Origin of the sequence: Acinetobacter sp. YH12046 (assembly GCF_013419905.1) — a bacterium.
Lineage (GTDB): Bacteria > Pseudomonadota > Gammaproteobacteria > Pseudomonadales > Moraxellaceae > Acinetobacter.
In genome coordinates this window covers 69,511-95,807 of the sequence record NZ_VOZF01000006.1, presented here as the reverse complement: position 1 = coordinate 95,807, position 26,297 = coordinate 69,511, and the positions used below count along the sequence as shown (strand labels likewise).

The following is a 26,297-nucleotide window of genomic DNA, read 5'->3' as shown; positions in this document are numbered from 1 at the left end:
ATTTTTAAGTTTGGATTCGCAAATAATAATTATTATTGTTATCGTTGCTATCCTTCTTGCATTGATATTGGCAATGAACAAAATTTAATCAATTTAAAAAATAGATAGACTAGAGTGCGAACTGAGAATTAAAACCATGTTTTTAATATAGATTGATTAAATATGGATCTTATTTGGTTTTTATTGATAATAGCTATTGATATATAAAGCTATGTTGAATTGCCTTTAAAGACGCTTCAAGGAGTTAAGGGTAAGATATTTAACTAATTTATTTTTCATTTTTATTTTCAATTAAATCCTAATTAATCAATTCCCCTAAATAGACAGCTCGGTTGAATATCTGCCACGGTCGCTGTTCCCATTAAGGCCATGGTAATCTCAAATTCTTCTTTCAGGATTTTGATCACATGCGCTACGCCCAAAGCTCCGGCAGTCGCCAGACCATAAATATAAGGACGGCCAATCAGGACAGCAGAAGCACCTAAGGCAATAGCCTTGAATACATCCGATCCACGACGGATGCCACCATCATAGAGCAGAGGAAAATCTGCTGGCACCACCTTTTTAATCAGTTGCAAGGCAATGAGAGGAGAAATGCAGGTATCCAGCACACGACCGCCATGATTGGAAATAATCAGACCTTTTACCCCATGCTGAATCGCCTGCTGGGCATCCTGAGGATGTACGATTCCTTTTAGAATCACGGGTAAATGGGTTTGCTGTACGATCCAGACTATGTCTTCCCAAGTTGGGGCAATTTTCATTAGTCCGTTAAAGACAGGATGATCACCTTCCTTTAATTCTGGTAAGGGAATATGGGTAGGCGTATGCGGATGTTGCATGCCTTCCGGTAAATGAAAAAACGCACGACGTTCACGATCGCGGATGCCAGTATGTGGTGAATCTACCGTAATCACTAGCGCCGTATAATGGTGTGCCTCAGCCATTTTGACCAAAGCTAGAGATTTTTCCCGATTCCCTTGCCAGTAAAGCTGAAACCATTTGCGTGGATTGTCCTGTTTCAATGCGCGCATGTCAGTATTCGTAAAAGTACTGAGAATCATATTACTACCCATCACTTCTGCGGCGAGGGCAGAAGCGGCTTCGGCTTCAGGATGAAACTGCTGCTGATGTCCAATTGGTGCCAAAAAAATTGGATGCGGAAATTTTTGTCCGAACATTTCAAGTTCAGTACTGCCTTGGGTCAGATCTTTCAGCATACGCGGCAGAAGCTGAATATCCTGAAATTGCTGTAAGTTATCCCGGACACTGACTTCATCCATGGAGCCACCTTGCAGATAGTTCCAGACCATACTGGAGAGATGTTTTTCTGCTTCGACCTCATAATCGGCGATGGTTTGTAGGTAGGCCGGGATCTGGGTTAATGGCGCCATTGGTTCACGTGACATTATAAATCACCCCATTGACGAATCAGGTTGTGATAATGATGGGTAAGCTGCAGGACTTCTTCAGTATCGCCAATCTGCTGGCGTAGTTTGATAATGGTCATGTCCAGATCAAACAACATACTGCGTTTAGCATCTTCACGGATCATACTTTGAATCCAGGTTACGGCAGCAATACGTTTGCCTTGAGTTACTGGTTCAACCCGATGCAGGCTGGTCGATGGATAAACAATCACATCACCAGCGTCCAGTTTCACTTCATGGCAGCCATACTGGTCTTCAACGACCAGCTCGCCACCTTCATATTCATCGATTTCAGATAAAAATAAAGTCAGTGACACATCAGTACGAATGGGCTGTCCAAGTAGGGGAGAATAATGAATGGCATTATCGACATGATTGCCATAGGTGCCAGAATCCTGATAGCAGTTAAACAGGGGCGGCAGGATATGTTTCGGTAGGGCAGCAGAGGTAATTAAATGATGACTTTTAAGCGCTTGTAAAATGATAGGGCTAATCTGCTGATACAGGACAGAAGAAGAATCCAGCTGCAGGTTCTTTTTGATTTTCTGTGCCTGACTCCCGGCGCTGAGTTGCCCATTCATCCAGTGTTCTGAACGATCTAGTTGTTGTCTCAGTTCGGCAACTTGTGCTTTGCTTAATACTGCCGGGATATGTAACATCATTTTAAAAGCATTCCTGCAATTGAAAATATCGTGCATTCAAGAGAATACACGATATTGATAGATAGAGATAAAAGCTGAATTAAAATTTATAGTTCAGGGTTAAAGCTGCTGAACGTGGTTGGCCTAAGATCACACGGCCACCTCCATTATTCAGCGTGCTGATGTACTCTTTATCTGCCAGATTATAAACATTCAGGTTTAAGGAAGTTTGGTCATTAAAGGTATAACCGGCCATAGCATCAAATACCACATAGCTTGGAATACTTGGCATATTCGCTGCTGCAGTACTATCGGTAATCACACGTTTTTGCTCATCCACATAACGTGCGCCCAAGCCCAGTTTTAAACCAGCAATGTTATAGGTCGTCCATAAAGAAGCGGTCCATTCAGGTGACCAACGTACACTATTGGTCTGGGTCACTACACCCGTGTTGGAGTTGACACTGAACTGGTCTTTTTGCTCGGTTTTCATATGGGCAACACCTGCTGAAATATTCCAGGCATCAGTAATTTTACCGACAGCACCCAATTCGATTCCTTTAACTGTAGTTTTACCTTCCTGAACAGACTCGCGGGTAATTGGATCTTGGGTAAACTGGTTTTCATTTTCGGTGTAGTATGCCGCAGCATTTAAAGCCAGATCACCCTCTAGCAGATCCCATTTGGTGCCAATTTCATAATGATGAGTTTCTTGAGGGTCTGCGGCTGAGCTGTTTATTCCTGTGGATGAAAGGCTAAAGTTACTGCTACCCGGCGGTGTCAGGGATTTGGCATAAGATGCATAGACACTGCTGTAGGCGGTTGGCTTATATAAACCACCGAGCTTCCAGCTGAATAAAGTGTCATGGGCTTTTAAATCTGTTTTGGTTTCAGTCACTGCTAGTGTCGTACTGTCGGTTGAGTAACCCAGCGCATCGTAATTAGTATCGTAATAATCGACACGGACGCCACCATTAAGTTGAAAACGTTCGCCAAACTTGAGCGTATCGAAAAGATAAGCAGCCGCCGTTTGGGTTTCACCATCCGAATAAGCGCCCGTATACACAGGATCAGGCAGATTCTGGTGACGGTCAGGATGATATAGATTCGCGGGTGGTGTGGTGTTGCTTGGCTGTCCCGGCATTTGTGTGGCCAGTGTTCTGGAATGTTGCTGCTCTTTTAATAGTTCTACACCAGCGACCAGATCATGCTCCACTGAACCGGTTTTGACATTCCAGTTCACCGTGCTCTGATTAGCCAGAATTTTATTTTCCTGATCGACACCCTGGCGTGAACGGCTTACTGTCCAGTCTTGAGGATTGGTAGAGTCATTTCTTGAAAGGCTATTAATCCCCGTCAAAGTACGCTGCATATGGGTATTACCCAGACGGGTAATATTGGTAAATTTCAGATTTTCAGCCCAGTCACTTTCGATTTTTGCTGTATACATGTCAGCATCAACATCTTCATGGTCATCGGTATGGCCATAATAATTTTCACGGTCTACTTTAGGTGCACTGGCAATCAGTGGGTCAGCATTCCAGAAACCTTTCATGCCAATCGTTGGAATACCGCCATCCGGAATGTTACGTTGGCGGATATGCTGGGAATAAAGATACAGGCGAGTATCACTATCCAGACCAAAGGCGATAGAAGGGGCAACAGCCCAGCCTTGATTCTGGATAAAGTCGCGGCCTTCTACACCGCCATCTTGACCCATTGCATTTAAACGGACAGCAACGCTGTCATTGATCGCCTGATTAATGTCAGTGGCAAGACGCGTATGTTCAGCCGTATTGTAGGTGGCAGAGACTTCACGACTGTTTTCCAAATGAGGCAATTTGCTGACCAGATTCACATAACCAGACGCCGTACCACGCCCACCTTCGGCACCCGCAGGGCCTTTTACGACTTCCACCTGTTCCAGGTTAAACACATCACGACTTACAGCGCCGAGGTCACGAATGCCATCCAGATAGGTGGAGCTTTGAGTTGAAAAGCCGCGCATCTGGAAGGCATCGCCAGCACTGGTATTCCCATTCTCACCGAGTTGTAGGGTAATTCCTGGCGTATTACGTAAGGCTTCAACCAGGGTGGTTGCACCTTGTTCTTTTAATAAGTTTTTGTTGATAATCGAAACAGTCTGAGGCGTATCTACTAAAGCTTGGCTAGATTTAGCAGAACTCAATTGATCTACTTTATATTCATTTGCAGTTTTATTCTTAACTGTAATTTCTGGAAGCTGAATAACGCCTTCATTGGTGATGTTATCTGCATGAGTGATCAGTGGCAAAGTTGCAGCAAGTGCGACCAATGAAGTCTTGTAATGATGTTTTCGGCTTTTGATATGCGCCATGTGACAGAATTCCTGAATTGAATAATATTTCCCTTACCACCTTGATATGCTCGAGTTCATCAAATAGCAGCAATTATGGAGTTATTGTTATGGCCTTTAACAATTTTGCGAATTGTAGTGATAATAATTATCATTAACAATATTTAATTAAATCATTCTTATGAATTTATGGATGAAATTACTGTTTAATATTCAAACTTTAATCTGGGATTTCTATTAAGAAAAATTTCAAAATAAACTTATTTTTCAGTTTTTTACCTAAGATTAAAAAATGTAATTATTTTCTATTTAAAGCTTTTTATCAAAAGGTTTATAAATACAACTAAATCTAGATTTAAAGTTTTATATCTTTCAGAAAATAAAAATAGCCTCACGAATGAGGCTATTTTTTGATGAGGGAAGAAGCTAAAACTTAGTATTTAAAGTTCAGAGAAAGAACTGCGTTACGGCCTTCTGCTTCAGTTGCATAGTGAGATGCATAAGCTTTAGTGAAATAACGTTCATCAGATAAGTTATTTACATTTAACTGCAGGTCAACGTTTTGATTTACGTTATAACGTGCCATTGCATCGTAGCGTACATAACCTGGAACATATTTAGTATTCGCTAGGTCACCATACACTTTATCCATTGCAACTGCACCCGCACCGATTGTTAATGCAGGGGTTAGATCATAAGTCGTCCAAAGTGTGGCTGAGTTTTTCGCAACGTTAGGCATCGCATTACCGTTACTTGCATTTCCTGGTGTACAGACAACATTTGGTGCACGGCCAGTACAAGAGTTTCCGTTATCGGTCGCTTCGCTATCTAAATAAGTATAGCCCGCAGAGACTGCCCATTTATCAGTAAGATTACCGTTTAAACCAAGCTCAAAGCCATCTACCTTACTTTCACCAATGTTGGCATACGTAGTCGGTGTTAACTGAACTCGAGCATTCTGTTTTTCAGTACGGAAAATTGCAGCAGTCAAATTCAATTTGTCATTAAATAGATCCCATTTCGTACCAATTTCAAATGTGCGGCTTTCTTCAGGATCGAGATTGCTATAATTTTCTGCAATACCTTCTGAACCATCACCTGAGTCAACACCTACAGGGTTGGCTGAAGTAGCGAAGCTTGTGTAAATAGATCCATTTTCACGCGGTTTAAAAGTAAGACCTGCCTGGTAAGTGAAGAAATCAGCGTCACTTGAAATGGTTTCACCTGAAGCATTGGTTTTTTGCTTGGTATCAAAGTCATCCCAACGCAATCCTAAGTCCAATAACCATTGCGGATTGAGTTCAATGTTATCCAGTAAATAAATAGAAGCTGTTTCTGTGGTAGTGGTCGTGGTAGCTCTGTTGGCTGTACGAGCACCTAACCATTGATCACGTGAGTTTGGATTGGTTAAAGAAGTACACCATGCATCATTATTTGCACAATCACTGTTAAATCCACCTGTCGTGCTATCAGGGTAGCCAGGGTAGGTGGTTGAATAGTTACCTTTATCAGATTCTTGTTTAGAGTATTCAACACCTGTATTAAAGCTATGCTTTAGAGCACCGGTATTAAACTTACCTGCTAAAGAAAGTTGATCGCTAAAGGTTTCTGTATCTGTAATCCGTGAGTTAATACGACGCCATACTTTATCATTGAGTACGTTACCTTTTGAGTCATCAGGCTGCGTCCATAGATAATCATTTTTTGACTTGCTATAAATAGCAGTATTACTCAAAGTCAAATCATCAGTCAGATCATGTTCTAATTTAAGTGTACCAATCTGATTTTCTTGTTTCTGGAAATCACGATTTAATAAACCATAGTAGATGCCTTGTTTAACATCGATAGGTTTACCGACAGTCGCTTTTTTATCTTTGTCATAATTATATGGAACACCAGCATCAGGTGTATCATCAGATTTTAAGTAGTAATAGCTTAAAGTCCCACGGGTAGGGGTATCCAGACCAAAACTGATACTTGGTGCAATACCTACACGTTTATATTCAGCACCGTCTTTCTGACCAGCTTTTTCATTTTGATGACCCATCACAGCAACACGCGCTGCAATGCCATTACCGAAATCTTTGTTGCCATCTAAAGTGATGCGCTGGTAATTATCGGTACCTTGTGCAATGGAACCTTCTAAAGAATCACCAGCTTTAGCAACCTTAGAGATCATGTTGATGCTACCGCCAGTCGTACCGGCACCGCCCATTGCAGAAGAAGAGCCTTTGGTCACTTCAACCTGTTCGACTGCGAACATTTCACGGTTTTGTGAAGTCGCACTACGAACACCATCCACATACATTGAGCTTTCAGAGTTATAACCACGAATAAATGGACGGTCGCCATTCGGGTTGCCGCCTTCACCCGCACCCAAAGTAATACCCGGTACAGTACGTAAAGCATCAGAAAGTGTAGTGACTTGAGTGTCTTCAATCAGTTGCTTAGAAATGACTGATACAGATTTAGGTGTATCCAGTAAAGGCGCAACAAATTTCTTATTTGCGGAATTATCTACTTTTAAACTTGGTGCCTGTTCAGCTTTAACTTCTTGATGAATAGTTTCGAGCTTGACCACATTTTCATCAGCCACAGCATTTACGGTTACAATCGAGAGGGAAGAGGCAATCGCCGATGAAACGAGTTTTTTACGTGATTTGATAAACGACATGTGGGAACCAGAAAAAAGCATAAAATTTATGTATGCGAATAATAATAATTCTTATTTAAATTAAGAATTACTTGTCGATAGGAAATGGCGATTTTAGTATTTATATTAATTGGTTTGATCAATGTGATAGTGTATCAAAATGTTTCTAAGCTAATGTATTTAAACTAAATCTGATTAATAGATTATTATCGTTACTTTTATTGAGATTATTAGAGTTTAAAAATTTTGAAGAAAAAATACAAGAAAGTTTACTAAAAGCCCTATAAAAATCCATAAATGCAGATGAATGGGATGATCTGTCCAGTTTCAGTAATAAATATATCTACTCTTATTTGAGAGAAGGGATATTTAATCAAAGAAAACTGAATTTAACTGAATAAATTTGATTGTTACAGCATCAATAAAGACGATTCAAGTATTGTGTTTTGTATATCTGCAAATGTTGTCATATAATGTGGCACATTTTTATAAACCTGTTATTACCAAATATATAGAGGAAGCCATGCAAGTAACTTCTGAAGCGGTTTCGGGCGTTGCCCGTCGTTTAAATGTTTCTGTACCGACGAGCCGTATTAATGAGCAATTTGAAGCTCGTTTAAAACGCACTGCTAAAACTGCGAAGATCAACGGCTTCCGTCCAGGTAAAGTACCTGTAAACGTAGTTCGTCGTGAATACGGCGCTGGTATCTACCAAGAAGTTGTCAACGACATCATTCGTGACACAGTTTTCGAAGCAATCCAACAAGAAAAAATCAACGCTGTTGGTATGCCAAACATCGAAAAAACTGAAATGAAAGACGACGCTTTAGTTTATGAAGCGACTGTTGAAGTTTATCCAGAAGTTGAAGTGAAATTCGAAGGTCTGGAAGTTGAACGTAAAGCGTCTGAAGTAAATGATAAAGACGTTGAGAAGATGATTGAAAATCTTCAAAAACAACGCGCTTCTTGGGCTGAAACTAAAGGCATGGCTAAAAAAGACATGCAAGTAACTTTCGACTTCGAAGGTACTGTTGATGGCGAAAAATTTGAAGGCGGCGCTGCGCAAGACTTTAAACTTGTTTTAGGTTCTGGTCGTATGATCCCTGGCTTCGAAGATGGCATCATCGGTATGAAGAAAGGCGAAGAGAAAGTGATCGATGTTACTTTCCCTGAAGATTACCAGGCTGAAAACCTTGCTGGTAAGCAAGCTCAATTCAAAATTAATGTAAAACTTGTTGAAAAACAAAAACTTCCAGAAATTGATGCTGAATTCCTGAAAATCTTCGGTATTTCTGAAGAAGATGGCGTTGAAAAACTGAAAGCTGACGTTCGTAAAAACATGGAACGTGAAGTGAAAAACGGCCTGCGTAACCAGGTTAAAGGCGCAACTTTCGATGCACTTGTAGCTGCAAACGAAGTTGAACTTCCATCTGCAATGGTTGCTCAAGAAATTGACCGTCAACGTCAACAAATGATCCAGCAGTTCACTCAACAGTTCGGTGCTCAAGGCGCGAAAGCATTTGATTCAAGCATGCTTCCAGATGACCTGTTCAAAGAACAAGCTGAGAAATCTGTGAAACTTGGCGTATTGGTAAGCCGTATTCTTGCTGATGCGAAAATCGAAGTAGATCAAGCGCGCGTTGAAGCTTATATCGAAGATATGGCTTCTTCTTACGAAGATCCAAACGAAGTGATCGAATACTTCAAAAACGACAAGCAACAACGTGCTCAAATCGAAGCAGTTGTACTTGAAGACCAAGTTGTTGATCACATCCTAGCATCTGCTAAAGTGACTGATGCGACTGTAAGCTATGAAGACTTATTGAAAGAGCAACAAGCTCGTCAACAAGGCTAATTCAAGCTTTCCATAAAAAGGCGCTTCGTGCGCCTTTTTTCATATTAGTAATTTCTTGACATATCTGATTTTCACAAAACTAATGCAAAAAATATGATGGAATTATTCGCGATTATTTTGCAATTTCATTGATTATCCCTCATATTGTGATTATGGATTAAGTCACAAAAATTTAGGAATAAATAAACCTATGTATGTTCCAACGATTGAAAACGCTTTAGTGCCAATGGTGGTAGAACAATCCTCTCGTGGTGAGCGTTCTTTTGATATTTATTCACGCCTTTTACGTGAGCGGGTAATTTTTCTGACAGGTGAAGTTGAAGACAATATGGCCAACCTGATCGTTGCGCAAATGTTGTTTTTAGAAGCTGAGAACCCAGATAAAGATATTCATTTATATATCAACTCACCGGGTGGTTCGGTGACTGCTGGCATGGCGATCTACGATACCATGCAGTTTATTAAACCGGATGTTGTGACTTACTGTATGGGTCAGGCAGCATCAATGGGCGCATTCCTGCTCAATGCAGGAACTAAAGGCAAACGTTACTGCCTTGAAAATGCGCGTGTCATGATTCACCAGCCTTTGGGTGGTTTCAAAGGCCAGGCATCAGATATTGAAATTCACGCACGTGAAATTCTGTTCATTAAAGAACGTTTAAACCGTTTAATGGCTGAACATAGCGGTCAGGACTATGAAAAAGTGGCACGCGATACAGACCGTGACAACTTCATGACTGCTCAGCAAGCGAAAGAATACGGTCTTGTGGATGAAGTTCTAACGAAACGTCCATAAGTTTTAGAGATTGAGATATTGGAGTAAATATGTCCGAACATCCTCAAGGACAAAAGCATTGTTCATTTTGCGGTAAAACGCAGTCTGAAGTCGGAAAGCTGATTGCAGGCGAGGACGCATACATTTGTAATGAATGTGTGGACGTATGCTTAGATTTGGTTCAAACCAGTCAACAGGTCGAAACCAATGACTGGGCGAACCGTCCTTTACCGAAACCGCATGAAATCCGTGCGGCGCTCGATCAATATGTGATTGGTCAGGACGTAGCGAAAAAGACATTATCTGTGGCCGTATACAACCATTACAAACGTCTGAAAGTACAGACCAATGGTAAGAAAGCAGATGATTCCGTTGAAATCGCCAAAAGTAATATCCTGCTGGTCGGCCCGACCGGTTCAGGTAAAACTTTACTGGCACAAACCCTTGCCCGTCTTCTGGACGTTCCATTTGCCATGGCAGATGCAACAACCCTGACTGAAGCGGGTTATGTGGGTGAAGATGTTGAAAACATTGTACAAAAGCTTTTGCAAAAAGCTGATTACGATGTCGAAAAAGCGCAAAAGGGCATTATCTATATCGATGAAATCGACAAGATTACCCGTAAATCTGAGAATCCATCGATTACCCGTGATGTATCAGGTGAAGGCGTACAGCAAGCCTTGCTGAAAATGATCGAAGGTACGGTTGCTTCAATCCCACCACAAGGTGGCCGTAAGCATCCGCAGCAGGAATTTATCCAGATTGATACCTCGAATATCCTGTTTATCTGTGGCGGTGCATTCTCAGGTCTTGAGAAGATCGTACAGCAGCGTCAGGAGAAAGGTGGTATTGGCTTTACTGCAGAAGTCCGTAATAAAGACGAAAGCAAAAAGCTGTCTGAATTGTTCCGTCAGGTCGAAGCGACTGACTTGGTGAAATTTGGTCTGATTCCAGAATTCATTGGTCGGTTACCCGTGATTGCGACTCTGGATGAGCTGGATGAAGAAGCTTTAATGCAGATTCTGACTGAGCCGAAGAATGCATTAACCCGTCAATATAAACATTTGTTTGAGATGGAAAATGTGGACTTGGTCTTTGAAGATTCAGCACTACGTGCGGTTGCGAAAAAAGCACTGGAACGTAATACTGGTGCGCGTGGCCTGCGTTCGATTCTGGAAAATTCATTGCTAGAAACCATGTATGACCTGCCGAGTCGTAGCGATGTAGGCACCGTGGTGGTGAATGAAGCGGTCATTAATGGCGAAGCTGCACCAGAATTTCGTGCTGAACGTCAACCACATGACGAGCCAGAAACAGCGGCAAAAGTTGATTTAAAGGTGGTGAATAGCAAATCTGCTTGATTGCTATTCGTCAGAAACGTGCGAAAACCCCGTGTTTTCGCACGTTTTTTATTTCCAAAAGATAAAAGCAGATGCTAATCTCAACATCTAGGCGTGGACGCCGAAAGCTATAAAAATATATCGCAAAGCACTTGCATACAAGAATAAAGACGCAGTGAGGGATAAGCATGCGTGGAGTCGCAATGATGCTCATCGGCAGTTTGGCGCTGATGGGTTGTCACGGTAAAAAAGCCGTAGTTGAGCCTACACAGCCACTCAGCACTTTAAAAAATATTGATCTTGAAAAAAAACCGGGCTTCGTCGAACAGCATCGGGTGGGGATGTTTACGATTGGTGGCTGGGTCAACCAGAAACAGGGCAATCATTTTCAGGCAGTTAAACCTCAGCATGAGGATGCAGCAATTGTTTATTTATACCGCCCGGATTCCAAATGGAACCGTCAGGAAATTGTCGCTGCCAGCCTATTTATCAATCAGCATCGTATTCCGAGTTTATTGCATAATCATCATTACTGGATTGAGTTACCTGCAGGCACTTATCGCTTGAGTACCAGCCGTCCTTTAGGTGCTTTGCACTTCCAGAAACCTAAATATCTGGACTTTACCGTAGAAGCGGGTCAATCCTATTTTATTAAGTATGATGAAGAAAATCTAAGCACCCGTCGTAGTGTTCCGGGACCTCTGATGCTGATGCCGAGCAGTGTGGGCCTCAATGAAATTGCTTTTACCCAGTTAAAATCGGACAGTTTTAACTTTTTTGCACAGGATCAGGAAACTGGGAAAATCCGCAAGAAAGCTCAGAAAATTAAGGCAACTGAATATGATCCATCTACAGATGTACAGTTAACCACACCGTTTAAACTCTGGGATCCAAGAACCTGGTAATTAATTTTAAAATTCCAATAAAAAAGCACCCATTAAGGGTGCTTTTTTATATAGCTTAAATTAACCCGCAGCAGCGTCAACTACTGGAATTTTGCCAATTTTTGCTTGCCAGATTTTTGGAGCAGTCGCGTGTACAGATGTACCATTTACGTCAACTGCTACAGATACAGGCATATCTTTCACTACAAACTTGTAGATCGCTTCCATGCCCAAATCAGCAAATGCAACCACTTCAGCTTCACGGATTGCTTTAGATACGAGGTATGCAGCACCACCAACCGCCATGAGGTAAGTCGCTTTGTTGTCTTTAATTGCTTCAACAGCAGCAGGACCACGGTCCGCTTTACCGATCATGCCATAAAGACCAGTTGCTTCTAATACCTGACGAGTGAATTTATCCATACGAGTTGCAGTTGTTGGACCTGCAGGACCTACAACTTCGTCACCCACTGGATCAACAGGACCTACGTAGTAGATGAATTTGCCTTTTAGATCAACAGGGAGTTCTTCACCGTTGTTCAGCATGTCTACCATACGTTTGTGTGCAGCATCACGGCCAGTATAGATTGTACCGTTTAGAAGCAGCGTATCACCTGGTTTCCAAGAGTTCATTTCTTCTTGAGTGATGTTGTCTAGGTCAACACGTTTAGAAGATGAAGAATCCCAAGTGACTGATGGGTAGTCTTCAAGGCTTGGTGCTTGAATATGCGCAACGCCTGAACCATCAAGTGTGAAGTGTGCGTGACGGGTTGCAGCACAGTTCGGGATCATGCCGACTGGTTTGCCCGCAGCGTGACAAGGGTAATCTTTGATCTTGATGTCTAGAACAGTGGTTAAACCGCCAAGACCTTGAGCACCAATGCCCAACGCGTTTACTTTCTCGAAGATTTCGATACGAAGTTCTTCAAGTTTGTTTTGTGGACCACGACGAAGCAATTCGTCCATGTTGATCTCTTCCATCAATGCTTCTTTTGCAAGCATCATGGCTTTTTCAGCAGTACCACCAATACCGATACCCAGCATACCAGGAGGACACCAGCCTGCACCCATAGTTGGAACAGTTTTTAATACCCAGTCCACGATTGAATCGGATGGGTTCAACATTGCCAGTTTAGACTTGTTTTCCGAACCACCACCCTTAGCAGCAACAGTGATGTCTACTTTGTTACCTGGAACAAGTTTGTGATAGATCACAGCAGGCGTGTTGTCTTTGGTGTTCTTACGGCCAAAAGCAGGGTCAGCCAGTACAGATGCACGAAGTACGTTAGAGTTTTCAAGATAACCTTGACGTACACCTTCGTTGATCGCATCGTCCAGGCTCATGGTTAAATCAAATTTAACGTCCATGCCCACTTCAACAAATACGTTGACGATACCAGTATCCTGGCAGATAGGGCGGTGGCCTTCTGCACACATGCGTGAGTTAATTAAGATTTGCGCGATCGCATCTTTCGCAGCTTTGTTCTCTTCACGGTCGTACGCACGGCTCATCGCTTGGATGAAGTCTTGTGGATGATAGTAAGAAATGAACTGAAGCGCATCTTTAACCGATGTGATCAAGTCATCTTGCTTGATAATAGTTGTCATACAAATATCTCTTGAGCGGGCTGTTAGCTAGCGGGCTAAATTATAAGACAAATGAATCCGGTTGTGGGCGTTTTGCAGGGACATTGGCCAAAAGTTTATAGTTTAAGCAATAAGGCATATGACTTTGGCTGAAAGATTGGCTAAAAATGACAGGTTTTTGTCATATTTACTGTCATATTGCAGCTTAAAGTTTATTTAAATATAATTAACTTTATATTAAGTGTATGATTTTTATTGGTTAATTGAAATTATGAAAATTTCATCATTGTCATATAACTGTCATAAAACTTTTACATAATGCGCTTATCAAATGAATGATGAGTTTTCTTTATGACCCTGACTAGTGTATTGATGGTAATTGCTTTTAGTCTTTATATCGCTGCTACTTGGTTCTACGGCCAGAAAGAAGATCAAGCTTAAGCTTTATCTTCTTTTTTACATTTTAAGAGCTAAAAAATTAGCCTATCTTCAAATCTTCAAATCTTCAAATCTTCAAATCTTCAAATCTTCAAATCTTCAAATCTTCAAATCTTCAAATCTTCAAATCTTCAAATCTTCAAATCTTCAAATCTTCAAATCTTCAAATCTTCAAATTACCTTAATAAAAAAACAATATTTCAATCATCTTGGCCTTGCCACAACACGCCTGTGACACAGTTATTTTTCTTCATTACATTATTAACCCAGAAAAACCCAAAGCCTGAAAACCCTTACACACAGCCAATTTTTTAGGGCTTAGACTGAGGTCTCTCAACTTCTATAAATAGGGCAATTGGAATGAGTAACTTTAATACAAATGACATCAAAGAACATGCTTCAGTAATTGCTTCAGATGGTACTCAAGTTGGTAAAGTGGATCATTTAGAAGGTCAGGACAAGATTAAATTGACAAGAAGTGATGACGAGAATAATGAGCATCATCTGATCCCGATCAGCTGGGTAAGTGAAGTGAAAGATGACAGTGTGATCTTGAATAAAACAGCAGAAGATGTGCACAAAGAATGGACCACGGTATAAGCATGATCTTTGCCTGACTTATTCTGGTTTGGCTTAAATAGTCAAACTGGATGTAAGTTTAAAATAGGCAAGTCTGATCTGTTAAAGTGGTAAATGCCAGCCTGTTCGGCTGGCATTTCTTTTGTGTCATCAATCTGTTTATTTTAGTTTCATTTACTCATAGAGCAGATTAAGAACCTGCATAATTTTTTGAGCTAGATAATCTGTAGATTATAGAACGTCTAATAATTACTGAGAAAACTTATAAAATAGATCAATAAAAAAACCACCCGATCTTTTGATCGGATGGTTGTGGAGTGTTAAAGAAAATTAACTAGCTTGCTGATCAGCCTGAATCGCAGTTAAAGCAATGGTAAATACAATGTCATCGACCAGCGCACCACGTGACAGGTCATTCACCGGCTTGTTCAAGCCTTGCAGCATCGGACCGACACTCACGACATTTGCTGCACGTTGTACCGCTTTATAAGTGGTGTTACCAGTATTTAGATCAGGGAAGATAAACACATTGGCACGACCAGCGACTTGTGAATCTGGTGCTTTTTGACGACCCACACTTTCAACTGAAGCGGCATCGTATTGAAGTGGACCATCAATCAGCAGATCAGGACGACGCTGTTTGGCAATCTCAGTCGCTTTCGCCACTTTTTCTACATCTGCACCTGTACCCGAAGTACCAGTAGAGTAAGAAATCATGGCAATACGTGGATCAATGCCAAAGGCTTTTGCAGAGTCAGCAGACTGAATTGCAATTTCAGCCAGTTGTTCGGCATCCGGATCTGGATTAATCGCACAGTCACCATAGACATAGACTTCATCTGGCAGCAGCATAAAGAACACAGAAGAAACCAGTGAATATTCAGGGGCTGTCTTGATCAGCTGGAAAGCCGGACGAACGGTATTTGCTGTGGTATGTACTGCACCAGAAACCAGACCATCTACCTGATCAAGTGCCAGCATCATAGTGCCGAGTACCACAGTATCCTGTAGCTGTTCACGCGCCTGCAATTCGTTGATTTTGCCTTTACGCAGTTCAACCATTTTTTCGACATAATTCTCGCGAATCAGGTCGGGATCAATAATTTCAAGATCGTGCGGTAATTCAATATTGCGTGCTTTGGCAACTTCAACCACTTCTTCCGGTTTTGCCAATAAGATACAGTGTGCAATCCCGCGAGATTGACAGATTGCAGCTGCCTGAATGGTACGCGGCTCATCACCTTCCGGAAGCACAATACGCTTTTTCGCAGCAATCGATTTTTGTACCAGTTCATGACGGAATGCAGAAGGCGACAGACGTGGTTTGTAAGAACCATTGATTAGCTGTGCAATCCATTCTTCATTTAAGTGACTGGATACAAAACGGGTCACCTGTTCAGCACGTTCAGTATCATCACATGGAATTTCATTGCTTAAATTGGCCAGACTTTGGGCAGTTTCAAAAGTGCTGAGTGGCGTATGCAGAATAGGCAGGCCATGTTTGATTGCTGTCTGGCAGAACTCCAGTACTGCCGAATTTGGCTCATAATGTTCAGTCAGCACCAGACCTGCCAATGGAATGCCATTGCTGCTCGCCAGGCTACTTGCCAGCAGGACATCAATGCGGTCTGATGCACTGATAATCAGCTCGCCAGCCACGAATTTATGCAACTCATGTTCAATGTTGGACGCAATTAAACTGCTGTGTAAGACACGGCGCTGCTTTGCTTCACCCAAGTTCACCCAGTCTGCTGAAATATGCGCTGCCAGGTCAGAAATACGTGGCACACTTAAAGTATTACTGAATGGAACCAGACCAATGACTGGAAGCTTTTCAGAACCAATATGGGCATGGGTTTTTTGAATATCAGCTATAAATTTGTTGGTATCACTAATCAGACGTAAACCAGGATCAATGGTCACCGGGATATGGGCAGAATCTTCAGGTAAGCCTTTGGTGCGCATAAATAATACGCCAGCCATACGGGTAGAAGAGGACCCACCCAAATAACGTAATTGGCTTTCAACTTTTTCAGCTGCCACTTCAGGCTGGTTGATATCAGCATTGCTGACAATAATGACTTTGGCATCTAGTGCCTGTGCCAAGGCTGCATTAAAGCTTGGCGCAAAGGTATCACGGCTATTGGGTACCAAACCTTCAACAATAATCAGGTCGTGATTTTTGGCAATCTCACGATGCAGGCGTACTGCATCTTCAAGCAATTCATCTGTTTCACCAAGATTAAAGCGCTGAATCAGACTTTCATAAGCAATCGGTTCAACAGTTTCACTTTGGGATAAATGACGATAGAGTGTTGTAGTGCGATCTGTTTCCTGACTTTTTTCCTGTGAAAAAGGTTTCACAAAACCTGCTTTTACCCCTTGGCATTCTAAAGCATATACCAAACCTAAACAGGCTGAAGTTAAGCCGACGCCTTCCCCGGTCGGCACCAATAAAATCGTTTTCATAAGTAATATCAGTCGCGCAATAATAGAAATTAGGTAAAAGGGAACCGGGCTTGCTTATGCAAGCGCAGCTTCAGGTTCAGACTTTTTTGCAATGGCTTGCTCCACTTCATGCTCTACCACATAATGAGTTTCTTTCGCGATTCGGCCTTCTTCATCAGTTGGAACTACCCAGATTTGTGGGCCTGTACCGTTATCGATCCGGCCTTCAGTGCCGCGTTTCAAACTACTATTAGCGTCTTTATCCAGGTTGAAACCAAAATGTGGTAAATAAGTCATGGTTTTTTCACGGATATACGCCGAGTTTTCACCAATACCCCCAGTAAAGAACAGACCATCAATACGTGGCAGACCACAGCTTAAAGCAGCTAAAGATTTCGCCAGACGGTAGCAGAATACTTCAATCGCAAGAGTCGCATCTTCATTACCTTGTTCTGAGGCTTCAATCAGAGTACGCATGTCATTAGACAGGTTGTCAGACAAACCAAGCAAGCCACTTTCTTTGTTGAGCATCTTGTCAATTTTATATACATCCCAGCCTAAGTTTGCAGCCAGGAAGCTATGCAAACTTGGATCAACATCACCACTACGAGTTCCCATCACCACACCTTCAAGTGGCGTCAGACCCATTGAGGTATCTACACTTTGGCCATTCCACACCGCACAGGTCGAACTACCATTACCGAGATGCGCTGTTAACCAGCCACCTTGCTTAAAGCTGCCCGCAAGTTCAGAACCGCGATCGGACACATAAGCATGGCTGGTGCCATGGAAACCATAACGACGTACGCCATATTCGGTATAAAGGAATTTAGGCAGGGCATAACGGTAAGCATATGCCGGCATGGTTTGATGGAAAGCAGTGTCGAATACTGCGACTTGTGGCAAGTCTGGGAATAAACGTTTAGTCGCTTCGATCCCGATCAGGTGAGCCGGGTTGTGCAAAGGCGCAAGTGGAGTTGCTTCGCGAATTTTTTCAATAATCTCGTCAGTAATTAGTTCAGCTTTGGTCAGGCTGCCGCCATGTACCACACGGTGACCAATCGCATCCGGCTTGTAGTTCGCCAGACGCTCTAAACCTACTTCTAACGCTTTTTTATGATCTGCAAAAGGAATATGAATATCGACTGGTTCATTGCCGACAGTCACACCTTTAATACGGGCATTTTCTGTGCCTAAGTTCTCAGCTAAGCCGTGAATACGGAAATTCTTTTCTTCAAGCAATAGGGCAAACTTGATTGAAGAAGAGCCACAATTAATAACTAATACTGATTTAGACACGATTGTTTACCCGATTCTAATTAAAATTCTCATCCATTTCGTTGACCTGTCTGCTGGCAAAAGCGACACAAGATAGGTCTGTGATCATGTTTTAACATGGGTTTTTTTACTGTCCTAGATAGACTTTAGCCGATTAGACTTAAGCATTATCGACCACAGCGACAATAATAATTAAAATTTATCAGTTCATAGTTTTCATTTATAAATAAAATACTGCTAAAAAATGATCTATTAAACTGTAGCTTATATTTCTTAAAAATAATGTTTATTTATTCTATCTTTTAGGTATGGATATGAAGAAATTATATGCAATTTTATAAAGGCTGCATATTTACTTGAGCATGTCTTTTATTCATTCAATGCATAAAAAATCAGCCTTGCGAACAAGGCTGATTTTATTATCTATTTACTGGCGAATCTGACCATCACCGAAGACTACCCATTTCTGGGAAGTCAGGCCTTCTAGGCCAACCGGGCCGCGGGCATGAATCTTATCCGTCGAAATACCGATTTCCGCTCCTAGGCCATATTCGAAGCCGTCAGCAAAGCGGGTAGAGGCATTGATCATGACTGAACTCGAATCTACACCAGCTAAAAATTCACGAGCGATACTGTAATTTTCAGTGATGATTGAATCGGTATGATGCGAGCCATATTTATTGATATGTTCAATGGCTTCCTCAACACCCGATACGATTTTAACTGCCAGAATCGGACCTAGATACTCGGTGTACCAATCTTCTTCTGTTGCGGCAACTACCTGATTGCCCAAGATACGCTGGGTTTCACGACAACCACGAAGCTCTACCTGTTTTTCCTGATACAGCTCAGCAATTCGAGGCAGGAAATCTTCAGCAACTTTTTCATCAACCAGCAAAGTTTCCATGGCATTACATACGCCATAACGATGGGTTTTGGCATTCAAAGCAATGGGTAGGGCTTTGAGCAGATCAGCCTGTGCTTCGACATAGACATGACAATTCCCGTCCAGATGTTTAATCACAGGTACACGCGCTTCTTCAGTAATGCGTTCAATTAAGCCTTTACCACCACGCGGTACGATCACATCGACATATTCAGTCAGGGTAATCAGCTGGCCAACCGCAGCACGGTCAGTCGTATTGATCACCTGAACTGACGCTTCAGGTAAGCCTGCCACTTTTAAGCCATGCTGGATGGCAGTTGCAATGGCCTGGTTAGATTCCAGAGCTTCTGAACCGCCACGCAGAATAATCGCATTTCCAGATTTCAATGCCAGTGAAGCAGCCTCCAGAGTTACATTGGGACGCGATTCATAAATCATGCCCACTACGCCCAAAGGCACACGCATCTTGCCAAGCTGAATCCCTGTAGGACGGTAAGCCATATCAGTGATTTCACCAATTGGATCTTTCAGGCTGATCACATCTTTCAGGCCCTGTAACATACCTTTAAAGCGTGCGGGGTTGAGTTCTAAGCGATCAAGCAGGGCACTATCCAGATTGTTCTGGTGAGCTTTATTCATATCAATCTGGTTAGCAGCCAGAATAGCAGCTTGACTGTTTTCTAAAGCGGTATAAATTGCTGACAATGCGCTGTTTTTAGTTTGGGTAGACGCACGAGCCAAAATGCGAGAAGCCTGGCGTGCCTGCTGTCCTACCGTTTGCATATATTGTTCAATAGACTCTTGCATAGCGGTTCAATCACTTAGAAATTTCACTTTGATATTAACAGTCTGATGCCGGACAATGAAGCCCAACACTTAAAAATCATAAGCTTTTCACTGTTTCTAAACATTTTGAAATTGTTTTATCTTTAAAAGCAGATAAGTGGTTGTCGAATCAGTTGCTTGTGAAAAGCCGCTCTGTATAGAATGAAATGTAGCGACATAGATGTCATTGATATAATTACTACAGCGCAGGATGCGTGTTCAGGATAATCGGAATAATCCTGAAGCATAAGATCTGTAAATAATGACTTGCACAATAAAAATAAGGCAAGGACGGAGGAAAGGAATATGAATTCCATTATCCAGATGGATGCCCAGGCATTGGACCAACATAGCCATTACGGTTTTTTTGATCTTTATGATAAGCACAGTTTCAAGCAACCAGCACGTACGACATGGATCGATGGCTGGAAAATCGAGTATATGGCCATTGCGCGTCCTGATACTTTGCATATGCGCCCAATGGTGATTATTGGGGGAGCTTTTCAGAACTTTAATTCTTACAAATATTGTGTAGAACAGTTATTTGATGCGGGACCTATTATTTTAATTGATTTACCTTCCATGGGGGCCAACCAGCAAATTACTAACGTTGATACCGGCTTATCTGCAGGAACACTTGAACTGGAAGATCTGGCAGCGATGCTAGGCCAATGGCTGGAGCAGATGCAACTGCCTAAGGTGGCTATTCTAGGGATGTCTTTAGGTTCAGTGGTGGCTTCCTGCCTGGCAGATCAGCGTCCTGAACTGGTAGACCGTATGATTTTGATGGGTGTAATGCAGAAAACCCGCAAAAGCTGGCGCATGCTGCTGGAAGAATCTTTGCATTTAATGAAAGAACAGCGCATGGACGAATTTGGCCAAGCGGTGATTCTGTATCTGGTCAATCATGCACGTTTAAAAGAAACCCGCATGTCACCAACAGCAAAACGGCTGTTCTTTAAGCAGATGTCCGAGTTTACAGCGACAGAACAGGACCGCTATGACATCAACTGTAACCGTCTTTTAAGACTGACCAATGTACCGATTCCTCAATGCAAAGTTTTGGTGGCTTGCGGGCAGTATGACAGCTTTACCTTGCCGCATGAGAATGCCAATTTTGCCCTGCAATGTCCAAACATGCAGTATGTGCAGATTGCTTCTGCAGATCATGTACCTCAGTTACAGCGCCGTAAAGAAACCATGCATCTATTTGCAACTTTCCTGCGTGATGAGCCGGTTGATCAACTCGAAGGTATTATCCCGTTCACCCGTGAACAGATGCAGCAGATCGAACGGCGCGGGGAAGAGCGGATTACGGTTCAGGATCCACAGCGTTATTTAAGTCATCGTCATTCTGATCTGGTATTCAAGGCAGAAATTGTCGATATGAATTTCTTTGGGGTGTTGCTGGAATTGGAACCTGGATTAACCGATCAGGCAGCCGCATATCCACGTGATCTGGCTTTACATCTGGAAGATGAAGAAGGTGAGTTCAAGATCGAATGTCTGATCTTCGAACATGATGACACTCAGTTACGTGCCTTGTTCAAGCATGGCAGTTTTGATGTAGCAGAGCGTTTATTACGCTTTGTCCAGAAAGAGAAAGCAATTCAACAGGCTGAAGTATTCGATGCAGTCATCTAAAACAATAGAATTCATAAAAAAACAGCGTAATTAAACGCTGTTTTTTTTCACCGCATGAATCATCCAGACTAAATCGCCCAAATGTTCATCCTGTTCATAATGAGGACTCTGCTGTCGAGGTTCTGCAAAATAACGTTGTGGCTGTTCGACCTCCACCCGCATAAACCCAGCTTGCTGAAAAAACTGCTGTAGTTCTTGGGGCGATTTAAAATGAAAAGTAAATGCACTGCGTGAGATAAATTTTAGCAGACGACTACAGGCCCAGATAAAGCTTGCCAGTCTGTTTTTGACCGGTTCAGGGTAAATATCACTGAGATAATGCACTTCACTGAAACCTTGACCATATTCGTTAATACCTTTGAGCAAGGTAAACAGCATTTTTTGATCAAAGTAATTGATCAGGCCTTCACTAATAATGACTAGAGGCTGCTGCTGGTCAAAGACTTTAAAAATATTCGCCAGTTCTGCACTAAAAATATCGGCACTCAATACTTCCGGGGCATCCTGATCAATCTGCTGCAAAGCATTGGTTTTGATCTTGGCCATATCGGGCAGATCCAATTCCCGATAATTAATCCCGGGAAATTTCTGTCTAAAGTTCCAGCTGCGTGGAGAAAGACCACTGGCAATTTCCAGTACCTGTAATTGAGGATATTCACTAATTAACTGGCTTAAGTGTTCGTCAATCATTTGATGTCGCTGTTTCAGGGTGGTGCGCATACTGCCGCCTACATGACGCTCAGCCCATGACTCCAGCGGATGAACCAGTTTGGCAAGGAATTTGCCTTTAGAGGTGGCAAATACCGGATGTGAAATCCCCATTTTGTACCAGATATAGCCAGTATAGTGTGCAGTAAAAGAAATATGGCGGTGTTGTGAAAGAGATTCTGTCATGTCGTCCTGACCTTATTGTTGTTTTAATTCAATGCTGCTCATCAATATAGCAGTCTTTTCAACATGATAATAAAAAAGGAACACCTTGTCGTGTTCCTTTGTCGCATTCAGATCATTTAAGAACTAGAGAACCTGATCTTTAAACTGGCTAATTTCATCACAGATCTGGCGCCATTCATCTCCAAGATCCAGCTCAGTGCCGATCTGAATCTCTGGAATTTTTCCGCGCATACGTTCCAGACGCTGCTGATTGGGCAGTGGCAGCTCCTGAATGCCCTCAAGCGCAATACATTGTGCTGCGCGATCATTGCAGACCAATCCCATATCACAACCTGCTTTCAATGCTGCCTGAATGCGGGCATCGGCACCGCCAGCCACACAGGCAGCCTGCATGCTTAAATCATCCGAGAACAGTACGCCGTCGAATCCAAGTTCTTGGCGTAACACTTTCTGAATCCAGAATTCTGAGAAACCCGCTGGATTTGGATCTACCTGACTATAGATGACATGGGCAGGCATAAGCGCATCCAGTTGGGATTGTAACTGGATAAAAGTCTGCATATCCTTTTGCTGGATTTCTTCATAGCTGCGCATATCAATGGCAGCGGCCACATGCGAATCGGCCTTAACCGAACCATGTCCCGGGAAATGCTTACCGGTCGAAGCCATGCCAGCACGTTTCATACCTTTCAGAAAAGCACTAGCTAGTGGAATAATATCCTGAATATTTCTGGCAAAGCTACGGTCGCCAATCACATCACTAATATCATTCAGATCCAGTACAGGCGCAAAACTGAAGTCAATTCCGACAGCCAGTACTTCAGTCGCCATCAACCAGCCACATTTCTCGGCCAGTTCCAGCGCTTTTTCACGATCCGTCTGATAAAGCTCACCAAATTTGCCCATGGCAGGCAGCAGGGTAAAGCCCTGTTTCAGGCGCTGTACCCGGCCACCTTCCTGATCCACCGCAATCAGAATATCTGGACGGACCTGACGCATATGATCAGTCAAAGCGCGGACTTGGGCAGGAGATTCAATATTGCGACCGAATAAAATCACACCACCGACTTGTGGTGCACCCAAGAGTTCAATATCTTCTTGAGTAAGGGTAGTGCCTGCGATGTCGAGCATCAATGCGCCAATCATATGTGGAATCCATTTTAGAATTTTCGGGGAAAACAATACCTGAATTCTGCAATGATTTGCTACACTTTGTCAGCACAGAATATGATAAAACTACACGACATAAACATATTAAGTTGTTTAAGATGCTGAATACTTTAAGTTCTGCTCGAAAAGCAACACGGTCAAATTGGTCTTGAAGCCAAGGAAGTACGAATTATTTATGAAATTTCAAACAATAGCTTGTGCAGTTGCGATTGCGACAGGCGGATTATTTTTTACCCATGTGGTGAATGATGCAATTGCAGCTGATGGTAAAGAAGTAGTCAGCAAAGCAGTGCTTCAACCTTCTCAAGAACAGGCATTGGTATCCCGACAACTGGCAACTCTCGTTGATCGCCAACATTATTTGAATATGCGTCTGGATGCTCAGACTTCACAGCGTATCTTTGATTTTTATATTGATAGTCTGGATGCAGATCACAGTCTTTTTCTGGCATCTGAAATAGAAGATTATAAAAAACGCTATGGCGCTACTTTCGGTGCCAATCTGAAAGCTGGTAATTTGTCTGGCCCTTATGAAATTCATGCGCAGTATCGTGAGCGTTTAGCCCAGTTCTATACCTTTATGCTGGAAGAACTGAAAAAACCACAAAATCTGAACCAGAAGAATGTATATATTGAAACGGATCGCGAAAAGGCGCCGTTCTTTAAAACTCAGGCTGAACAACGTGCTCACTGGTCAAAAATGCTGGTCTCTCAGCTGATTAACCTGACGATCAGTAAGGAAGAAGAGCAGGCCAAGCAAAATGCACTTAAAGCCAATCCTGAACTGGCGAATGGTCAGGACCTAACTGGGCCGGAAGATTTAACGCCTGCTCAAACCCTGACTAAGCGTTATACCCGTCAGTTAGAGCGTCTCAGCCGGATCAAGAGTGATGATGTGCTGGACAAAACCCTGAATGCGATGATGCTGACTTATGATCCGCACAGTAATTATTTCCCGCCTGTAGATGCGATGGAGCTGAACCGTCAGACTACATTGCAGCTGGAAGGGATTGGAGTGTCGATTCGCCCAGAACGTGGTAATGAAGATTACACCAAGATTGAAACCATTGTAGAAGGTGGGCCTGCCAGCAAATCAGGACAGGTAAAATCAGGTGACCGTATTGTTGGCGTTGCTCAAGACGGCGAACAGATGGTTGATGTAATTGGCTGGCCAAGCAATGAAATTGTTGGTCTGATTCGTGGTAAGCGCGGCACCAAAGTAACACTGAAGTTACTAGGCCCGGGTGCGACCATGGGACAGGCGCGTAATGTCAGTCTGGTACGTGATGTGATTCAGGAAGAAGATGCCGGGGTTAGAACCCGTACCGTGGAAATCCAGCGTGATGGTAAAAAATATCAATATGGTGTGATTGAAATTCCATCTTTCTATCTGAACTATCGTGCCCGTCGTGCGGGTAACGACTACCGTTCCGTATCAGAAGATACCAATAAGGCCCTGAAAGAGCTGGCTGCGAAGAATGTTGCCGGTATTATTGTAGACTTGCGCAATAACCCGGGTGGTTCACTTGAAGAAGTGGCACGTATGCTGGGACAGGTGATCAAGTCAGGTCCTGTGGTTCAGATTCGTGATGGTAACGGTAATGTCAGCGTCTTTGAAGATGATGATGGTGGTGCACAAACTTATGCCGGTCCATTGGCAGTAATGGTGAACCTGGCTTCTGCATCTGCAAGTGAAATTTATTCAGCAGCAATTCAGGATTATGAACGCGGTATCGTGATTGGTAGTACCACAACAGGTAAAGGAACTGCGCAGGTTCAGCTAGATAGCTTGGCACATGGTCAGGCAACGCTGACTCAGCGTAAGTTCTACCGTGTGACGGGGGGTAGTACCCAAAACAAGGGCGTGATTCCGGATATCAAGCTGGTCGATATCTATAACGAAGAGTTTGGTGAACGTAAGGCTAAAAATGCCCTAGAGTGGGATACGATTCCAACTGCGCCATTTAAACGTGAAGGTGTGGTCCAGAAATATGTACCGGAACTGGCCAAGTTATCTCAACAGCGTGTCGCTCAGAATCCTCAATTCAAGTATCTGGAACAGCGTACAGCGGCTATGAAAAAAGTCGAAGACCAAAAACGTGTAGTTCTGGATCTGGAACAGCGTAAAGCTGAGTTGCTGGATATCGAGCGTAAAGCTTTAGAAGCTGAAAATGCCCGCCGTGCTGCAACCGGCCTGAAACCTTATCCAAACTGGGAAAGTTATCAGGCATCTCTGGATGCCATGGTTGAAGCCCGGGCGAAAATGAAAGCCAAAGAACGTCCGGCATTACCGGAAGAAGAAGCTTTTGTGCTGGAAGCCGCACATGTCTTGGCTGACTATGCTCAAGCACAGTCAAAACAGTAACTTTCACATAAAGTAATACAGTTTCTAAAACAGCCTATCTCGATAGGCTGTTTTTTTGTGCAAATAGAATGCAATATCAATTAAATATAAAGTGCTATGTAACTAAATAAAAAAGAAAAATTTGTGATTTATGTCGAATAAAAAAGCTGGAATATTAAATTTAATCAATTGATAAAATCTCAAAGACTTCTAATATATAAGCTTAATTTTTTATTTTATCGATTCAGGGCAATTTTAAACTCCACTCCAGCTACTGAAGAGATAAAAATA

At 42.6% G+C, this 26,297-nt stretch carries 17 protein-coding genes; 7 read left to right on the top strand and 10 right to left on the bottom strand.

Features of this window, described 5'->3' with window-relative positions:
* Positions 1 to 302: 302 nt before the first annotated feature.
* The 4 genes from FTU03_RS06130 to FTU03_RS06115 all read right to left on the bottom strand — a co-directional run bounded on the left by FTU03_RS06130 (position 303) and on the right by FTU03_RS06115 (position 7,080).
* Positions 303 to 1,409 (bottom strand): alpha-hydroxy acid oxidase, encoded by a 1,107-nt coding sequence (locus tag FTU03_RS06130; protein WP_179992403.1) that lies wholly within the window; start codon positions 1,407 to 1,409, stop codon positions 303 to 305.
* Positions 1,409 to 2,092 carry a Fe2+-dependent dioxygenase gene (locus tag FTU03_RS06125; protein ID WP_179992402.1) on the bottom strand — a complete coding sequence of 228 codons (684 nt, stop codon included), beginning with the start codon at positions 2,090 to 2,092 and terminating at the stop codon, positions 1,409 to 1,411. The genes FTU03_RS06130 and FTU03_RS06125 overlap by 1 nt, the downstream gene beginning before the upstream one ends.
* A gap of 79 nt (positions 2,093 to 2,171) precedes the next feature.
* Positions 2,172 to 4,427 carry a catecholate siderophore receptor Fiu gene (locus FTU03_RS06120; protein WP_179992401.1) on the bottom strand — a complete coding sequence of 752 codons (2,256 nt, stop codon included), beginning with the start codon at positions 4,425 to 4,427 and terminating at the stop codon, positions 2,172 to 2,174.
* A gap of 412 nt (positions 4,428 to 4,839) precedes the next feature.
* The gene (locus FTU03_RS06115) at positions 4,840 to 7,080 is read right to left on the bottom strand and encodes a TonB-dependent siderophore receptor (protein ID WP_179992400.1); all 2,241 of its coding nucleotides are present in this window, start codon (positions 7,078 to 7,080) and stop codon (positions 4,840 to 4,842) included.
* A gap of 502 nt (positions 7,081 to 7,582) precedes the next feature.
* Here FTU03_RS06115 and tig point away from each other — a divergent pair.
* The 4 genes from tig (at position 7,583) to FTU03_RS06095 (ending at position 11,934) form a co-directional block, all read left to right on the top strand.
* Positions 7,583 to 8,914, top strand: coding sequence for a trigger factor (gene tig, locus FTU03_RS06110; RefSeq protein ID WP_005232218.1), 1,332 nt, complete (start codon positions 7,583 to 7,585; stop codon positions 8,912 to 8,914).
* Positions 8,915 to 9,104: 190 nt separating this feature from the next.
* Positions 9,105 to 9,710, top strand: a complete 606-nt coding sequence (clpP, locus tag FTU03_RS06105) for an ATP-dependent Clp endopeptidase proteolytic subunit ClpP (protein ID WP_004781985.1) — start codon at positions 9,105 to 9,107, stop codon at positions 9,708 to 9,710.
* A gap of 29 nt (positions 9,711 to 9,739) precedes the next feature.
* A complete protein-coding gene (gene clpX / locus FTU03_RS06100; protein WP_004781987.1) occupies positions 9,740 to 11,050 on the top strand; it encodes an ATP-dependent protease ATP-binding subunit ClpX in 1,311 nt (436 codons plus the stop codon).
* Positions 11,051 to 11,217: 167 nt separating this feature from the next.
* A complete protein-coding gene (locus FTU03_RS06095) occupies positions 11,218 to 11,934 on the top strand; it encodes a DUF2846 domain-containing protein (RefSeq protein ID WP_179992399.1) in 717 nt (238 codons plus the stop codon).
* 60 nt (positions 11,935 to 11,994) lie between these two features.
* Here the strand turns inward: FTU03_RS06095 and FTU03_RS06090 are convergent, their stop codons facing one another.
* The gene (locus tag FTU03_RS06090) at positions 11,995 to 13,521 is read right to left on the bottom strand and encodes a fumarate hydratase (protein ID WP_005232211.1); all 1,527 of its coding nucleotides are present in this window, start codon (positions 13,519 to 13,521) and stop codon (positions 11,995 to 11,997) included.
* A gap of 777 nt (positions 13,522 to 14,298) precedes the next feature.
* Between FTU03_RS06090 and FTU03_RS06085 the strand changes: the two genes are divergently transcribed.
* A complete protein-coding gene (locus tag FTU03_RS06085; protein ID WP_004781996.1) occupies positions 14,299 to 14,538 on the top strand; it encodes a DUF2171 domain-containing protein in 240 nt (79 codons plus the stop codon).
* A gap of 309 nt (positions 14,539 to 14,847) precedes the next feature.
* Here the strand turns inward: FTU03_RS06085 and pta are convergent, their stop codons facing one another.
* The 3 genes from pta to FTU03_RS06070 form a co-directional block, all read right to left on the bottom strand.
* Positions 14,848 to 16,986, bottom strand: coding sequence for a phosphate acetyltransferase (pta, locus tag FTU03_RS06080; RefSeq protein WP_179992396.1), 2,139 nt, complete (start codon positions 16,984 to 16,986; stop codon positions 14,848 to 14,850).
* A gap of 54 nt (positions 16,987 to 17,040) precedes the next feature.
* Positions 17,041 to 18,264 carry an acetate kinase gene (locus tag FTU03_RS06075; protein ID WP_179992395.1) on the bottom strand — a complete coding sequence of 408 codons (1,224 nt, stop codon included), beginning with the start codon at positions 18,262 to 18,264 and terminating at the stop codon, positions 17,041 to 17,043.
* A 406-nt stretch (positions 18,265 to 18,670) separates the two neighbouring features.
* The gene (locus FTU03_RS06070; RefSeq protein ID WP_034703231.1) at positions 18,671 to 19,936 is read right to left on the bottom strand and encodes a glutamate-5-semialdehyde dehydrogenase; all 1,266 of its coding nucleotides are present in this window, start codon (positions 19,934 to 19,936) and stop codon (positions 18,671 to 18,673) included.
* A 324-nt stretch (positions 19,937 to 20,260) separates the two neighbouring features.
* On the opposite strand from FTU03_RS06070, the gene FTU03_RS06065 reads away from it, so the two are divergent.
* Positions 20,261 to 21,598: an alpha/beta fold hydrolase gene (locus FTU03_RS06065; RefSeq protein ID WP_179992394.1), complete on the top strand. Its 1,338-nt coding sequence runs from the start codon at positions 20,261 to 20,263 to the stop codon at positions 21,596 to 21,598.
* A 30-nt stretch (positions 21,599 to 21,628) separates the two neighbouring features.
* On the opposite strand, the gene FTU03_RS06060 is transcribed toward FTU03_RS06065, so the two are convergent.
* Both FTU03_RS06060 and nagZ read right to left on the bottom strand, forming a co-directional pair.
* Positions 21,629 to 22,492, bottom strand: coding sequence for a class I SAM-dependent methyltransferase (locus FTU03_RS06060; protein ID WP_179992393.1), 864 nt, complete (start codon positions 22,490 to 22,492; stop codon positions 21,629 to 21,631).
* A 123-nt stretch (positions 22,493 to 22,615) separates the two neighbouring features.
* The gene (gene nagZ, locus FTU03_RS06055; protein WP_179992392.1) at positions 22,616 to 23,638 is read right to left on the bottom strand and encodes a beta-N-acetylhexosaminidase; all 1,023 of its coding nucleotides are present in this window, start codon (positions 23,636 to 23,638) and stop codon (positions 22,616 to 22,618) included.
* Between the two features lie 199 nt (positions 23,639 to 23,837).
* Here nagZ and FTU03_RS06050 point away from each other — a divergent pair, with 199 nt between their 5' ends.
* Positions 23,838 to 26,027: a carboxy terminal-processing peptidase gene (locus FTU03_RS06050; protein ID WP_179992391.1), complete on the top strand. Its 2,190-nt coding sequence runs from the start codon at positions 23,838 to 23,840 to the stop codon at positions 26,025 to 26,027.
* Positions 26,028 to 26,297: the final 270 nt, after the last annotated feature.

Coding starts and splice junctions, on each gene's coding strand:
- FTU03_RS06070 (WP_034703231.1), bottom strand. CDS start 19,936: ATGCAAGAGTCTATTGAACAATATATGCAAACGGTAGGACAGCAGGCA.
- FTU03_RS06120 (WP_179992401.1), bottom strand. CDS start 4,427: ATGGCGCATATCAAAAGCCGAAAACATCATTACAAGACTTCATTGGTC.
- nagZ (WP_179992392.1), bottom strand. CDS start 23,638: ATGATTGGCGCATTGATGCTCGACATCGCAGGCACTACCCTTACTCAA.
- FTU03_RS06060 (WP_179992393.1), bottom strand. CDS start 22,492: ATGACAGAATCTCTTTCACAACACCGCCATATTTCTTTTACTGCACAC.
- FTU03_RS06115 (WP_179992400.1), bottom strand. CDS start 7,080: ATGTCGTTTATCAAATCACGTAAAAAACTCGTTTCATCGGCGATTGCC.
- FTU03_RS06065 (WP_179992394.1), top strand. CDS start 20,261: ATGAATTCCATTATCCAGATGGATGCCCAGGCATTGGACCAACATAGC.
- FTU03_RS06085 (WP_004781996.1), top strand. CDS start 14,299: ATGAGTAACTTTAATACAAATGACATCAAAGAACATGCTTCAGTAATT.
- pta (WP_179992396.1), bottom strand. CDS start 16,986: ATGAAAACGATTTTATTGGTGCCGACCGGGGAAGGCGTCGGCTTAACT.
- FTU03_RS06090 (WP_005232211.1), bottom strand. CDS start 13,521: ATGACAACTATTATCAAGCAAGATGACTTGATCACATCGGTTAAAGAT.
- clpP (WP_004781985.1), top strand. CDS start 9,105: ATGTATGTTCCAACGATTGAAAACGCTTTAGTGCCAATGGTGGTAGAA.
- clpX (WP_004781987.1), top strand. CDS start 9,740: ATGTCCGAACATCCTCAAGGACAAAAGCATTGTTCATTTTGCGGTAAA.
- FTU03_RS06050 (WP_179992391.1), top strand. CDS start 23,838: ATGAAATTTCAAACAATAGCTTGTGCAGTTGCGATTGCGACAGGCGGA.
- FTU03_RS06130 (WP_179992403.1), bottom strand. CDS start 1,409: ATGTCACGTGAACCAATGGCGCCATTAACCCAGATCCCGGCCTACCTA.
- FTU03_RS06125 (WP_179992402.1), bottom strand. CDS start 2,092: ATGATGTTACATATCCCGGCAGTATTAAGCAAAGCACAAGTTGCCGAA.
- FTU03_RS06095 (WP_179992399.1), top strand. CDS start 11,218: ATGCGTGGAGTCGCAATGATGCTCATCGGCAGTTTGGCGCTGATGGGT.
- tig (WP_005232218.1), top strand. CDS start 7,583: ATGCAAGTAACTTCTGAAGCGGTTTCGGGCGTTGCCCGTCGTTTAAAT.